Genomic DNA, 16,041 nt, shown 5'->3' on the forward strand with positions numbered 1-16,041 from the left:
AGCTCGAGAAATGCTGAAGCCTTTGGGCACAAAAACCAATACAGCCAAGCGTGCTCTAAAGGTTTTGACCGTCCCGCTGGCGGCGTGTGCGCTCTTGTTTGGTGCAACGAGTGCGTTGGCCGAGCAGACGGTTCCCTTCAGCAACCATATCGTGAAGACGGTAAACCCTACCGGCACCACGGTCAACCTGTTTGACTACTGGGTCGTGAATGGCGATAACGACAATTCTGCCAACATAAACAACGACAACAGCAATAACAACACCGGCATCAATAAAGACCACCAGCTCAAATTCAATGGTGGTGCCGGTACGGGCATTAACAAATGGACGGGCAAGAGTACCACCGGTGGCTTTGGACGCCTTCCATTTGTGAAGAACACGCTGGTAAAGGGCTATCCGGAGATCAAAAATGGCACCTACCAGGGCGTTAACTACAACGATGAGTCGCTCGATTACCTCTTTAACAATGACAGCCAGGCAAATAAAAAGCAGAACGGTAAAGCCGTTTACAACAGCGTGCAGGGCCTCTTCCAGCTCAAGGATGGCTATTACGTTTACGACTCCTACGGCTCCAAAGAAGGCAACTATGCCGTGTATAACTCCACGACGAACTCCTTTGACGTCTACGATAAGGCGGGCGTATATAAGGAGAGCGTGTCAGAAGAGAATCGGGGTCAGTTCTTTCCCTTTGACTCGGCTAAAAAGGTTTTTACCGAGTCGGGTAAAAACCTCTCCCCTATAGGAATAAAGGACGGAGAGAACGATAAGCTCAACCATCACTTTGGCATGTCCATGACCACGGAGTTTGTCCAGCCCGCAAACGGCAAGACCAACAAGAACGAGGACATGATCTTTGAGTTCTCGGGCGACGATGACGTCTGGGTGTATATCGATGGCGTGCTCGTGGGCGATCTGGGCGGCATCCACGAGAAGGCAACGCTTGATATTAACTTTGCTACCGGCGAAGTGAAAGTCGGTCATATTGATGGCGCGAATGGAACCGAGAGGGAAATCGAAAAAACCACTATCAAGGCGAAGTTCGACGCCGCCGGCGCGGACACCACCAACTTCTCCGGTGATACATTCAATTCTAGCACCAAGCACAAGCTGAGCTTCTTCTATCTGGAGCGCGGTGCGGGTGCATCGAACATGTCACTTAAGTTCAACCTCACCACCCTGCCGTCATCCGAGGTCCAGAAGGTCGACCAGAACGGCGAGGCGGTCCAGGGCGCCACGTTTGCGCTGTATCAGTCCGGTGAAAGCTGGAAGACGCAGGGCGATCCCATCGCTCAAGGCACGACGGACGATAAGGGTCAGCTGGTGCTTTTGGAGTCGGACGGCTCTGTCCTTTCGTTCGATAACCAGCATGCCGCGGGGCATGACTTCTTTGTACTCAAGGAGATGGGCCTGCCCGAGGGATATCGTTCGAGTCTGACTTCATCGACTTCCGCAACGCCAGGCGAGCTGCATCTGCAGTACAAGCCAGCTGCGGCGAGTGGCACGGGCGGCGTGGTCGTCGCACCGCAAACGACGGTCAAAACAGCGGATGATAGCACATGGAAGGGCAGCCGCATGTGGCTGAACGGCGGCTATCTGGCCGCCAAGGAGACCATCTTCTTGTCCAAAGACATAAAAGACAACAAGGACAACCCCATTAGCTCGGGTACGACCTTTGCCGTCGTGCTCAAACGCACCAATGAGAACTTGGACCAGGCAAAAGAAGACGCCTGGACGGCAGTCACGGGCAATCCGCTCGATGGCTACAAACTGTGCTCCGCGCACGGCATTGCCGGTGCCGTCGAGGCTGCCAAATCGGCGGACACGAGCGTTTTTGCCGTTAACACCAAGGGCGACTATGAGGTAACGGTTAGGTCGCTGCCCGGCGATATCGAGAAGTACGCTGCCATGATGGAGGACAAGTCGAATGCCGACTATACCGTGGCGGTGTATCACACCACGGCGTCGTCTCTGGCAGAGGCAACCATGGAGAACACCTCCATGGTTGAATACCTGTCGACAAACAGGCAGTTCTCAACCGTGATCCACCTCACGAACGTACAGAACCGTCTGTTTGTACAGAAGGTCGATGACTTGGGCGAGCCTGTGAACGGCGCGACGTTTGATCTGTACAAGGCCGAGGACGTTACCGGCAATAGCCCCAGCACGTATGCCATCAAGTCCGGCGCCACGCCGTATGACACCGTGCAGGCAAATGGCATGACCTATCCGTATGAGATTAAGGGTGCAGCATGCTTCCCGCTCAATTCCGCAAAGCATGCGCCCCTTATCAAGGGCACGTACTACCTGCGTGAATCGATGAGCCCGGATGGCTACGAGATAAATTCCACCATCACCAAGGTGATCGTGGACGATTCGGGCGTGTACGTAGACGCCGGCATAGAGAGCGACGGCGTGCGCAGTATGAGCGGCCCGGGCTCGCTCATTGCCTCCCTTGCGCAGTTTGGCTCTCCCGACTCCATCGATAACACGCTTACGCACATCAAGGGCAAACTGCAGAGCGCGACTGGTGCAGATGCCAAGGGTAACCTGACGTGGGGCCAGGAGTGCACCGCCGATGGCGTGACGCCTTCTCTGACGGACCACCTGATGCACATGCGCTATGACAAGACACCGCAAAGTGCCAAGACCGTCTTGCGCTATGTCGAGGACGGTGGCACCCGCAACGGCCAGCTGGCGATTATCTATGCCGATACGGGTATCAACCGTATGGCTCTTTACCAAGACGGTCGGCCCACCAATGGCACCGACCTCGGCACGCTCCAGCTCAACCATCTCTTTACCACGGCAACGGCCGTGCAGTATACCGATCGTCGCGTGGCGCGCCTGCAGGTGACTAAGACCGTGACGGCGGACAGTGGCCTTACCGCGCCTACCAAGGATGCGAACGGCAAGGACCTGACCTTTACGTTTAAGTTCACCCTGCCGAATTCCGAGAAGGGCTACGAGGCGCACGTGTTCGATGCGAACGGCGAGGCCGTGGGCGATTCCTTTACGCTCAAGAACGGCTATACCCATTCCATCAAGGCTGGCGAGACCATCCGCGTGTACGACCTTAAGAAGGGCGACAGCTATAGCGTGAGCGAGCTCACCACCAAGGGTGAGTCGGCGAGTGGCAATGTGCTGGCGAACATCGTCAATACCGTGACCGGTTCTGCCGATGAGTCGGTGCTTCCGGCCGGCTTTAGCCTCGTGAGCCGCAAGGCCGGCGGTCAGGAGCAGTCGGGAACCGGCAACGCGATCGCGGGTTCGATCGCCGCACTCGTGGACGGAAAGATTCCCGATAGCAACACGCTCGTGTTCACCAACAAATACAGCGCCAGCTCCGTGACGCTCGATGCCCAGAATCGTCTGAGCGCCACGAAGGTGCTCGAGGGCCGTGGCTGGACTGATGACGACACCTTTACCGCGCAGCTTACGGCCGAGGACGGCGTCCCCATGCCCAATGGCGCCAAGAGCAAAGTGTCTACGGTCGAGCTCACCAAGAAAGCCCCGAAGGCAACGTTTGGAGATATCACCTATACCAAGCCCGGCACGTACACCTATACCATCTCTGAGGTCATCCCCGGCTCCGATGCCGGGGCAGACGGCATAAGCTATTCTGCCGCCTCTTATACCGCGACGGTCGTGGTGGAGGACAACCATGCCGGTGCTCTGGTCGTTAAGAGCGTGAAGATGACGCAGGTACGCGACGATGCGGGCAAACCGGCTACAGCTGAGGTTGCCGTCGAGACCGCGACCTTCACCAATCACTACGACGAGTGTGAGAAGGACATCATCATCCATGCCCAAAAGAACCTGACCGACAACGCGGGGACCTTCACGCTTGCCCAGAACGCCTTTAGCTTTAAGCTCGAGGGCGTGGGCGGATATGCGGATGCTAGCGCAGTGTTTAGTCCCGATACGGTCGACGCAAACGTGACGGCTCCCATGCCCGAGGGTACCGAGGACAACACCGCCACCGTGGGCAACAACGCCGACGGCACGGTGACGTGGCCGGCAATCTCCTATACCGCCAAGGCGGATGCGGGGCGTGCCTACGTATACAAGTTTGCCGAGAAGTTGCCCGAGAAACCCGACAGGGTCGCGGGCATGACCTACGACGGGTCGGTCTATTACGCCGTGGTTCGCAACGCCAAGAATGGCGCCGGCATCCTGACCTCGATCGAGTACTACAAGGTCGCAGAAGACGGCTCGGTAAGGCAACTGGACAACAAGGCCACGCCTTCCTTTACCAATAAATATAGCGTGGAGCCCACGAGCGTGGCCCTGCAAGGTCAGAAGGCCGTGAGCGGTCGCGACTGGAACCAGGGCGAGAGCTACACCTTTAACCTTGCCGCCGCTGCGGATGATGCCAGCACGACCGGTTTGAGCAAGACCACAAAGCAGGCGGTGAAGGATGGGGCAGTTGCCATTGGCACCAACCAGGCCGTCGCCAGCGCACCCGAGTCGGGACGCGTGGCATCCTTCGCCTTTGGCGCCGAGGCCGCCCCGACCGTGACGTTCAACCGCGCGGGCACCTTTAGCTTCAATATCACTGAGAACGCCGCGCAAGATGGCCAGGCGGGCATGTCCATGGACAAGCACACCGCGCGTGCGACCGTTGTGGCGACCGATCTGGACAAGTCGGGCAACCACACGGGCAAGCTGCACGTGTCGAGTGTGACCTACGCCAACGCCGGCGCGTCCGATGCGGACAAGGCCATAACCGATAAGGCTGCCTTCACCAATGCATACCATGCGTCGGGCACCTTTGGCGGCGTGACGGTGAGCAAGACCCTTGAGGGTCGCGCCTCTACCGCGGGGCAGTTTACCTTTGCCGTGACGGGTCTTTGGTACGACGGAATTCAGGCTTCGGTCGATGGCGCCGAGGCTACCCTGTCCAACAAGGCGGCGAAGGCCGGCGTGTCCGGTGCCGTGGTGGGCGCGAGCGGGAAAAAGGAGCTCTTTGTCCGTAAGCTCACGGAACAGGACCTGGGTCGTACGTTTGCCTATCGCATTCACGAGAACCAGCCTGCTGCTGCCGGCTACACCTATGACACCGGCTACACTGGTGACGCTGAGAACCAGCCTGCTGCTGCCGGCTACACCTATGACACCGGCTACACTGGTGACGCTATCGTGCTCGTCAAGGTTCTTGCACACAAGGACGACCCCGCTAAGCTCTATACCGTGACGACCGTGCTCAAGGGTGCGGGTGTGACGGAGCTGCTGGGCGACGGCGCCGACGCGAGCGCGCTGACGGACGAAAAGATCGTCCAGCTCAAGCAAGATTCGACTACCTACGTGCAGCAGTACGATGCAAGTGAGGTCGGCGCCACGCCTGCCGTCTCGTTTGTGAACCGTTACACGGCAAGTCTCGACTATGGCGCTGCTGGCGGTTTGCAGATTGAGAAGACGTTGACGTATCCCAAGGACGCGACCATTTTTGGCTCGCCTAAGAGCACGTTCCGTTATATCGTCAAGCCTGCTGACGAGACATCTGCCAGCAAGGTCGGCATTTCCACGGACGGCAAAGTCTTTGAGACCGCAAATGTCGAGGCCAATGCTCTCAAGACCGTGAGTTTGATACCTGCGGGTGGGTTGACCTTCACTCAGGATGATGCCGGCAAGACGTTCACCTATACGGTGAGTGAGATTGACGACAAGGCGACGGGCTATACGTACGACAAGACGGTCCATACGGTTAAGGCTGTCGTGGCGGATAACGGCGACGGTACGCTTAGAGTCACGACAGCGGTAAGCAAGCAGGTCGATGGCAAGGACGAGCTCGAGGGCCAGTGGATCTATCCGTCGGGTGCAACGTCCACCGGTGTCGCGACGGTCAAATTCAAGAACACCTATACGGTCACCGAGGCGGCAACCTACACCCCGTCCGTGACGAAGGTGGTTGCCGGTGCCGATGCTCCGGGCAAGTTCACCTTTGCTATGACCGCGGCTGACGATGCTACCAAGACTGCCATCGATGGCAAGCTCATCACGGGCTCTTCGATGAGCGCGGAGAACGGCTACGCTGAGGAGAAGCAAACGACGACGGCCCTCAAGGACGGGGAGCACGAAAAGATTGACTTTTCGAAGCTCACCTTCAACAAGCCGGGCACGTATAAGTTCGCTATTAACGAGCTGGCCCCGAATGGCGGCCTCGGCGAGTGGACGTATGACGCGCACATCTATACCTTGACCATTACCGTAACCGATGAGGGCGGCAAGCTTGTGACCCGCGCCGATGGCGCGACCGGCTCGGAAGGCTTCATCTTCACCAATAGGTATCGCACCTCGACGAGCTACGAGCTCCAGGGCGGTCTGGAGATCGTCAAGACGCTCAACGGGCACGACCTGCATGCCGGCATGTTTGGCTTTACGGTAACGGGCGAAGACGCCGCCTCCACCGATAAGCTCAACAAGCTGCTGCGCGCAGATGAGGGCAAGCTCACCGTGACAAACGATGAGCCGCAGGCCGATGGCACGTCCCATACCGGCATTTTGGGTGGCCTGACCTTTGCGACGGAAGATGCGGGTAAGACGTTTACTTACAAGGTTGTCGAGAATGGCGGCGGCAAGGGCGGCTATACATACGACTCCACCTATTGGATGGTAGAGATTGCGGTTAAGAAGCGCGATAACGGTTCGCTCTATACCGTGACCACGGCCAAGCACTATGACGCCAAGAACGTCGAGCTTTCCGCGAAGACCTTTAGCTCCGAGAGCGGTACCGCCAAGGCCCAGGTGTCCTTCACCAACAGCTATGTCGCGACTGGAACATTCGACGGTCTTGCTGCCGAGAAGGTAATGGACTCCGGCGACAAGATCGAGGCTGGCCAGTATACGTTTGACCTGTATGCCGAGAAGGCCGATGGCTCGCTCGAAAAGATGGATGAGGGTAAGACCAAGACGGGTGAGAACGGCACCGCTACGGTCGACTTCGGTAAGGTTCACTTTAAGCTTGGCAATGCTACCAGTGGAACTCAAGAGCAGACGATTGACCTTGCCGGTGCCGTCAACGATGGCGTTGCCACCAAGCGGCACAATGCCGACCACACCACTACCTACAGCTTTAACCTGGTGGCAAAGGAGCGCTTGGCCAACCTGCCCGAGGGCGTCCGCCCCGTGGATACATCCGCGACGTGCCGCGTGCTGCTCGAGGTGACCGACAACAACGATGGCACGCTGACGCCTAAGGTGACCTATCGCGATGGTACCGAGAACGGCAAGATCGTCTTCCACAATACGCGTGATAGGGTCAAGACGATTGGCGCGGTCGCGAAGCCCGACGTGGACATCGACGGGCAGCTGCTCTCCGTGGGCGACTCCTACGTCTACACCATTAACTGGGTCAACACCGAGGCCGATGCCAATGGCAACTTGGTCCCGGCCAGCGTGACCGTGACCGACGAGCTTCCTGCCGGCGTTGTGTTCGAGGCCTTTGAGGGCGAGTATGCCGATAAGGGCGCTGCGAGCGGTCAGTCGCTTTCCTGGAATCTGGGTGAGCAGCCCGCAGGCAGCCACGGTTCGGTGCGCGTGCGCGTCAAGATTACCGAGGACGCTGTGAAGGACGCCCAAAGCGCTGTCGACACCATCAATAACACAGCCACCGTTTGGGTTGGCAACAAGAGCTATACCGGTACCACGACCAACTACGTGCCCAAGAAGTCCGAGAGTGATGCTCAGGATTCGAGTGGCTCGGGCATTAAGCTGGGCGATGAGCTCACCTACACCATCGGCTACAAGAACACCGAGGGCGCGTCTGCCACGGTGAAGATCACCGATGCCGTTCCCGCGGGAACCGAGTTCGTGGAGTTCGCGGGTGACCATGCGAATGTCGCATCCAAGGACAACGACGGCAATCTCACCTGGACGCTGGCGGGCGTTCCCGCAGGCAAGGAGGGCACGGTTCAGTTTAAGGTTCGCGTGACCGAGGACGCGTTTAAGAGCGGTGGCGCTTCGGGCGACATCTCCAATCAGGCGTCGGTGGCGGTCGGCAATAACCCTGCCGTCAAGACCAACACCACCACCGATCAGGTTTCTGACGGGCGCCTGACGTTGAGCAAGACGGTCACGGCCGCCGAAGGCATCACCGCGCCCAACAAGGCATTTACCTTTAAGGTGCTGCTCTACCAGGCCGATGGCACAACGCCTCTGGCCGGCACCTTTGCGTACGCCGGTCGCCCCGATGGCACCAACGGCACTTATGTAAGCGGACAGATCAAGAGCGGTGACACCATCGCGCTTAAGGCCGGCGGCTCCGTTACGGTTACCTTGCCCATAGGTGCGCACTACGAGGTGCAGGAGCTCGACTCCAAGGGTGAGCTCATGACGAGCGAGGACGGCTTTGCGGTTGTCGATAAGGCGAACCCCCAGAAGGGTACCGTCGGACAGGCGACGAAGGTGGGCTTCACCAACGTCTACAGCGTGGAGTCCACAAAGGTGGAGAACGCTTTTAAGGTTCAAAAGAAGATCTCCGGTCGCAACTGGACTAAGGCGGATGCCTTTACCATGATGCTGACTGCCCAGGGTGAGGCACCCATGCCCAAGGGCGCCAAGGAGGGCGTGTCGACGATTGAGTTGCACAAGGATGCCCAGGTCGGCAACTTCGGTACCATCGAGTACACCAAGCCCGGTACCTATACCTATGTGATTACCGAGCCGTCGGGTGACGAGACGTCGCTCATCTTCTCGAAGGCCACCTATCGTGCCACCGTCACGGTGGCCGACGATGGCGCCGGTAAGCTGTCTGCCAAGACCAAGATTGCACAGCTGACCGACGATGCGGGCGACGCTGCTGAGCGCACGGTCGAGGCGGCGGTCTTTACCAACACCGCCAAGACCGGCAGCCTCACCGTCAAGAAGACGGTCGTCGGCGGTGACAGCCAGCGCGAGTTCGGCTTCACGGTCGCGCTGACCGACGGGGACGGCGAGCCCGTCTCCGGCACCTTCGGCAAGGGCAAGAACGCCGTGACGTTCGCGGACGGCAAGGCGACCTTCACGCTCAGGGACGGCGGGGAGAAGACCATCGCCGGCCTGCCCGTGGGCGTGCACTACACCGTGACCGAGGACGCCGCCGAGGGCTACACGACTGCGGTCAACGGGGCTGACGGCTCCAAGGCCGAAGGCGCCGTGACCGAGGACGGCGCGACCGTCGCGTTCACCAACACCGTGAAGACGGGCGAGCTCGACGTCTCCAAGACCGTCGTGGCGCGCGAGGGCCTGGCGGTCGATGCGGACAAGACATTTGAGTTTGCGGTCGAGGCCACCGATGCCGCGGGCCACGGCGTGTCCGGCGCCTACGGTGACGCGACGTTCGAGGACGGCAAGGCGGCCCTCAGGCTCAAAGATGGCCAGACGGCGAGGATCACGGGGCTGCCCGCGGGAACCGCCTACACGGTGACCGAACGTGCCGCCGATGGCTACAAGGCCGCGGTGAACGGAGCCGAGGGATCCAAGGCCGATGGCTCCATCGCGGCAGACCAGGTCTCCTCCGCCGCCTTCACCAACACCTTCGACCCCGCCCCCGCCACGGCGTCCGTCCCCGAGTTCACCAAGGTGCTCGCGGGCGGCCGCAAGCCCGGCCTCCAGGAGGGGGAGTTCGCCTTTGAGCTCTCCCTCGCCGACGGCGCGGGCATTGTGCTCGAGGGCTACCCGATCGAGGCGAAGAATGACAAGGATGGCAAGGTTTCCTTTGGCGAGCTCAGCTTCACCAATCCGGGTACCTACCACGCGACCGTGACCGAGAAAGCAAGCGGCGATGTCCTGATTGAGGACGATGCGCATGTCTACACCTTCGACATCACAGTGGCTCAGGCTGGCGCCGGCCTTAAGGCCGAGATCTCCAACGAGCGGGGCAAGAAGACTTTCACCAACACCTTCACGCCGCACGACAACACAAAGACCGTCACCAAGGCGGGCGCCTCGGGCGCCAAGGTCGATGTGGACGGTAAGCCCGTGAGTGTGGGCGATACCCTCACCTACACCATTAACTGGGCCAACAACAGCGTCGACGACAGGGGTGCCGCGCGGGCAGCCGACGTGACGGTGACCGATGCGCTGCCCAAGGGCGTTGGCTACGTCGAGGGCTCTGCCGACGGCGCCGCCTACGACGCCGCGACGCGCACCCTTACCTGGTCGCTCGGCGAGCAGGCTGCGGGCGCCACGGGCACGCTCAGCTTCGACGTGAAGGTCTCCGCCGATGCCGCCACGGTCGATGACATCGCCAATACCGCAACGGTCAAGGTGGGCGAGAACCGGGCCCAGACCAACACGACCCACAACAGCGTGTCCCGCGAGGGCAGCCTCACCGTCAAGAAGACGGTCGTCGGCGGCGACAGCCAGCGCGAGTTCGGCTTCACGGTCGCGCTGACCGACGGGGACGGCGAGTCCGTCTCCGGCACCTTCGGCAAGGGCGAGCACGCCGTGACGTTCGCGGGCGGCAAGGCGACCTTCACGCTCAGGGACGGCGGGGAGAAGACCGTCGCCGGCCTGCCCGTGGGCGCGCACTACACCGTGACCGAGGACGCCGCCGAGGGCTACACGACCACGGCCGAGGGGGCCGAGGGCACCGTGACCGATGCCGGCGCGACCGCAGCGTTCACCAACACGTACGGAACGGCCACCGAGGGCAGGGACGTCTCCACCGCGGGGCTCTTCACCAAGACACTCAAGGGCCGCGACTGGGCAGAGGGCGACAGCTTCCAGTTCACGCTCACGGCCGAGGGCGGCGCGCCCATGCCCGAGGGTTCCGCCGGCGGCTCCAAGACCGTCAGCGTGACGGCCGCCGCCGGCACCAAGGCGGGCACTAAGGTCGCCTTCGACTTCGGCTCTATCCGCTACACGCTTAACGACATCAAGGACGCCGGGTTCGCGGAGGTCGGCGGCAAGCGCGTGCGCGCCAAGACCTTCACCTACGCGGTGAGCGAGGTCAGGCCCGATGACGGCCCGGCTATCGCCGGCGTGTCCTACGACGGCCACGTCGCCACGATGACGGTGACCGTGACCGACGACGGCTCCGGCAACCTCACGGCCTCGACGCCCGCGATCGCGCAGGCGAGCGGCGGCGACTTCGTCAACACCTACACGACCGGGCTCGACTACTCGGCCCGCGCAGGCGTGCTCCTGTCCAAGACGCTCTCCGGCCGCGCGATGGAGGCAGGGCAGTTCGCCTTCACCGTGACCGCCGACGCCGAGACGGCCGCCAAGCTCGGCCTCAAGACCGGCAAGGACGCCTACGCCGTTTCCGCAGCTGGTGACGGGGAAACCGACCTGATCGACCTCATCGGCGGCGCCGCAAAGGGCGACGTGACGTTCACCGACGCCGACGCGGGCAAGACCTACAGCTTCACCGTCACCGAGACCAAGCTCGGCGGCGAGGGCTACGCCAACGACGCCGAGCCGCGCACGGTGGCCATCGCGCCCGCCTACGACGCCGCGACGGGCGAGCTCACGGTCACGACCACGGTCGTCAAGGACGGCATCGAGGTCGCCCGCAGCGAGGTCTCGACGGCCGATGACGCCACGGCGGCGCCCGCGCCCGTGACGGTCGCGTTCCAGAACTCCTATGAGGCCACTGGCACGCTCGGCGGCGAGGGTAGCGCGTCCATCGAGGCCACCAAGACGCTGACGGGCCGCGCCGCGGCGGCGGGCGAGTTCTCGTTCTCCGTCCGCGATGCCCACGGTAACGTGGTCGCGACCGCGTCCAACCGCGCTTCCGACGACGGCGAGGTCGCGGGGCTCGCGTTCTCGCCCATCGCCTACACCACCGGCTCGCTCGAGCAGATGGCGGCGGACGGTACCGCCACCAAGGCGGCCGACGGCTCCTGGTCCATCCCCTATACCGTGTCCGAGGGCACGGCGGCACTGCCCGCCGGCGTGACGGCGACCGCCTCGAGCTTCGACATCACCGTCAAGGTGACCGATAACGGCAAGGGCGGGCTGGATGTGGTCGTGACCTATCCCAAGGGCTGCGACGGCAAGCTGTCGTTCGTGAACGGCTACGGCACCAACGAGGCGACGGTCGACCTCGCGGGCACCAAGACGCTGGCGCTCGGCCAGGCCGGACTCGGCCTGACGCAGGCCGACATCGAGGGCAAGTACACCTTCAAGATTGAGCCGCTGGACGGCGCGCCCGCACCGGTCGACGCCTCCGGCAAGACGGTGACCGAGGCGGTCAACGATGCCGCCGGCAACGTCGAGCTGGGCCACGTCACGTTCAAGCAGCCGAGTGACCTCGACGATGCCGCGATCGACGGCGATGGCATGCGCACCAAGACGTTCGCCTACCGGGTGAGCGAGTCCGGCTCGGTCGACGGCGTGGTCAATGACGCGGTGGCGTCCAGGACCTTCACGGTCAAGGTGGTCGAGGACACCAACGCGGGCACGCTTTTCGCGGAGGTCCTGCCCGCCGAGGGCACGCCCGAGGGTAAGGGCGCGTTCGAGTTCACCAATACCTACGGCGTCGGCCCCGCCCCGAGCACCGTCACCGACCAGATCAAGGTGAGCAAGAAGCTCAAGGGCCGCGACCTGGTCGAGGGCGAGTTCGAGTTCCAGTTGATCGAGATCAACGCCGACGGCAGCGAGAGTATTGCGGTGACGGGCAAGAACGCCGCGGACGGCACGGTGGCGCTCAACCCCATCACCTATACCGCGCCCGGCACGCATAGCTACGAGCTGCGCGAGGTCGCCGGCGCGGCGGGCGGCGTGACGTACGACAGGGCGGTGCACCGCGTGCGCACGACGGTCACCGATGCCGGCAACGGCAAGCTCACCGTCAAGCACGACCTTGTGGATGCCGAGGGCAATCCCACGGGCGATGGCTCGGTGACGTTCACCAACGGCTACGAGGCTGCGCCCGTCACCCTCAAGCTGGGCGCCGCCAAGGTGCTCAAGGGCGCCGAGCTCAAGGCGGGGCAGTTTAGCTTTGAGCTCAAGAGCCGGGACGGCAAGGTCATGTCGACCGCCAAGAACGCCGCCGACGGCAGCGTCACGTTCGACGCGCTGACCTTCAAGCAGGCCGGTACCTACACCTTCACGGTGAGCGAGGTCGACGATGGCCAGGCACACGTGACCTACGACAAGGCCGTGCACAAGATTGTCGTCACGGTGAGCGACGAGGCGGCCGACGGCTCCAAGACGGGCTACCTGTCGGCGAAGGTCTCCTACGAGGGCGACGCCAACCTGCCGCCGGTCTTCACCAACAGCTACGCCGAGGAACCCGGGACCCCCGGCACCCCGGAGAACCCCGGCACGCCGGGCGGCGGTTCGGGCGGCGGTTCCGATAGCGGCTCCGGCGACAGCTCCGGCGGCGGCTCCAAGGGCGGCATGCCCGACACCGGCGACCGCAGCCTGCCGGCGGCGGCACTCGGTGCCATGGCCGGCATCGGCGCGCTGGCCGTCGCGGGCGGCGCGGCCCTGTACCGCAGGCGCCGCTAGCGATATGCACGAGTGGGGCGAATCCATCCGATGGGTTCGCCCCACTTGCCCTGCTGGGCGGGAGCGGGTAAGATATACCGAGCGCCTAGCGCGTTCGATGGGTTCGGATGACGACATGTTCCGAATCTGGTCAGGTCCGGAAGGAAGCAGCCATAAGGAGCCTCTGTCGGGCATCCGAATCCATCGAGCGCACGGGCGCTTTTTGGTGCCGCGATTTGGCCCGGCCGGCGGCGAGATATTTGGTGTCTCGCTGGTCCTCGGCTGCGCCTGCGGGATCGCTCGACTACCAAATATCTCGCCGCCGGCCGGGCCACTTCGTCCAAAAATCACCCGTAAAGGCGCATTTATCTGAAGAATTGAATCCCGTGTTTTGTGCTGCTTGTTGGCGTTGCCTGGGCATTGATAGTTGCGCGCTTCAAGAGACGGCGGCATTACCATCTGTTTTTACAAGTAAGAAAAGAGGCCCGTTTCCCTGGGTTTGGTTGGGGAAACGGGCCTCTTTTGTCTATGGGCTTGAAGATTGGTGGGAACGATATGCTCTGGCGGCTATTTTGAGTTCTTGAGGCGGCGTGTGGCTGTGGCGGTTATTCCGAGTCCTGCGACGGCGATTCCTGCTAGTGCGATTGCGCTCGGCGTTGTGTCGCCTGTGTTTGCGAGCTTGCCGGCGGTCGTATTCGCTTGCTTGCCGTTGCCCGTGTTCGCCTGCTTGGAGGAGCTCGGTGCGGTGTCTTTGCCGGTCGCGGGCGAGCTGGCGGGCTGTGTCGTCTCGGCCGGTTGCGTCGAGCCGGAGGGAGGCGTCGTCTCGGTGGGTTGCGTTATCTCGGGCGAGGTGGCCTTGTCTGCCGCGGCCTTTGCCTCTTCGTATGCCTTGCAGGCGTCGTCATAGGCCGCTTGTGCCTTTTCCAAATCGCCGAGGAGCGCATCTCGCTTGGCTTTGGCCTCGTCGATCTTGGCTTTCATTCCCTCCGCCTCGGTTTCGTAACGCTTAAACCGTTCTTCCTGACGTTCGAGCTCGCTTCGCCGGTGCCTAAGCTCAATTTCCCAAGGTTCTACTTCCGCTTGCGCCATGCTGATCTCCCGACGCAACTGACTAAGAGTTTCGTAGGAAGCCCCGTCGCTGCGTGCCTTTTCATATTTTGCCTTAACCTCGCTTACGCGATTGTTGGCCTCGTCGTATTTGGCTTGGGCTGCATCGACGTTTGCTTGCATGGCGGGAAGGGGCTCCCTCCATTTGGCGGCTTCTGCCGAATATCTATCGTAGAACGGTTGAAGAAAGGCAATGTTATCATCAATTTTCGCAATTATCTCGGGACTGGCGGCGGCTTTTGCGGCTTCGAGGTTTTTGAGCGCTTCCTGCATGGCTGCATACGCTTTTTCTTTTTCGGCTGCCGCATCTTCCGTCTGCAAGGCGACCGCATCGACGGGGGAGCTGGTTTCTGCCGCGATCGCCGTTGCGGGGACAATTCCCGCGGCAAGTGCCACGGAAAGGGCGATGCCCATGGTTGCTCGTCTTGCTCTTCTTGCGAGAATGTCGTTCATCTCGGCACCTCATTTCAAGGGTCGGAGGCTATTTTGAGTTCTTGATGCGGCGGGTGGCTGTGGCGGTTATTCCGAGTCCCATGGCGGCGATTCCTGCTAGTGCGATTGCGCTTGGCGTTGTGTCGCCTGTGTTTGCGAGCTTGCCGGCGGTCGTATTCGCTTGCTTGCTGTTGCCCGTGTTCGCCTGCTTGGAGGAGCTCGGTGCGGTGTCTTTGCCGGTCGCGGGCGAGCTGGCGGGCTGTGCCGTCTCGGCCGGTTGCGTCGAGCCGGAGGGAGGCGTTGTCTCGGTCGGTTGCGTTATCTCGGGCGAGGTGGCCTTATCTGCTGCGGCTTTCGCCTCTTCGTATGCCTTGCAGGCGTCGTCATAGGCCGCCTGTGCCTTTTCCAAATCGTCGGTGAGCGCATTTCGCTTGGCTATGTCCTCGTCGATGTGGGCTTTGGCTTCCTCCGCCGCACTTTCGAAATGCTCAACCTGTCCTTCCTGGATCTCGAGCCTACGCCGATAGCTGTCAAGGTCCGATTTGCAAGATTTTTCTTGCCTTTCTGCCGACATGATCTCCGAACGCAACTGTTGAGCAGCTGCGTAATCTCCGTTGTCGTATGCCTTTTTTAATTCTGCCTGAAGCTCGCTTACCCGGTTGTGGGCCTCGTCGTATTTGGCTTGGGCTGCATCGACGTTCGCTTGCATGGCGGGAAGGGGTACCCTCCATTTGGCGGCTTCCGCCACCACCATGTCGTAGAGTTCTTGAAATGCGGCAATGTCATCATCGATTTCCGCAAGTTTCTCGGGACTTGCGGCGTCTTTTGCGGCTTCGAGGTTTTTGAGCGCTTCCTGCATGGCTGCATACGCTTTATCTTTTTCGGTGGTCGCGGTTTCGCTCGAGTTCGCGGTCGCTGTCTGCAAGGCAGCTGCATCGATGGGGGAGCTGGTTTCTGCCGCGATCGCCGTTACGGGGGCGATTCCCGCGGCAAGTGCCAGGGAAAGGGCGATGCCCATGGTTGCTCGTCTTGCTCTTCTTGCGAGAATGTCGTTCATCTCGGCACCTCATTTCAAGGGTCGGCGG

General features: G+C 61.5%; 3 protein-coding genes and 1 other RNA gene. 2 read left to right on the forward strand and 2 right to left on the reverse strand.

The annotated features are described in order from the left end of the window. Positions 1-115 precede the first annotated feature (115 nt). Positions 116-13,438 carry a Spy0128 family protein gene (locus I1M21_RS05510; protein WP_229025630.1) on the forward strand — a complete coding sequence of 4,441 codons (13,323 nt, stop codon included), beginning with the start codon at positions 116-118 and terminating at the stop codon, positions 13,436-13,438. Between the two features lie 94 nt (positions 13,439-13,532). Continuing rightward, an RNA gene (ffs, locus tag I1M21_RS05515) (signal recognition particle sRNA small type) lies at positions 13,533-13,628 on the forward strand. 356 nt (positions 13,629-13,984) lie between these two features. Here ffs and I1M21_RS05520 read toward each other — a convergent pair. Beyond that, complete coding sequence (locus tag I1M21_RS05520) at positions 13,985-14,977, reverse strand: LPXTG cell wall anchor domain-containing protein (RefSeq protein WP_195192759.1); 993 nt, start codon at positions 14,975-14,977, stop codon at positions 13,985-13,987. A 28-nt stretch (positions 14,978-15,005) separates the two neighbouring features. Then, on the reverse strand, positions 15,006-16,013 hold the full coding sequence (locus I1M21_RS05525) for an LPXTG cell wall anchor domain-containing protein (RefSeq protein WP_195192760.1): 1,008 nt from the start codon (positions 16,011-16,013) through the stop codon (positions 15,006-15,008). Positions 16,014-16,041 lie beyond the last annotated feature (28 nt).

Source organism: Collinsella aerofaciens (assembly GCF_015546965.1).
Lineage (GTDB): Bacteria > Actinomycetota > Coriobacteriia > Coriobacteriales > Coriobacteriaceae > Collinsella > Collinsella aerofaciens_X.

Excerpts from the sequence above, each read along its gene's own strand:
- I1M21_RS05520 (WP_195192759.1), bottom strand. The coding sequence starts at position 14,977 with ATGAACGACATTCTCGCAAGAAGAGCAAGACGAGCAACCATGGGCATC.
- I1M21_RS05525 (WP_195192760.1), bottom strand. The coding sequence starts at position 16,013 with ATGAACGACATTCTCGCAAGAAGAGCAAGACGAGCAACCATGGGCATC.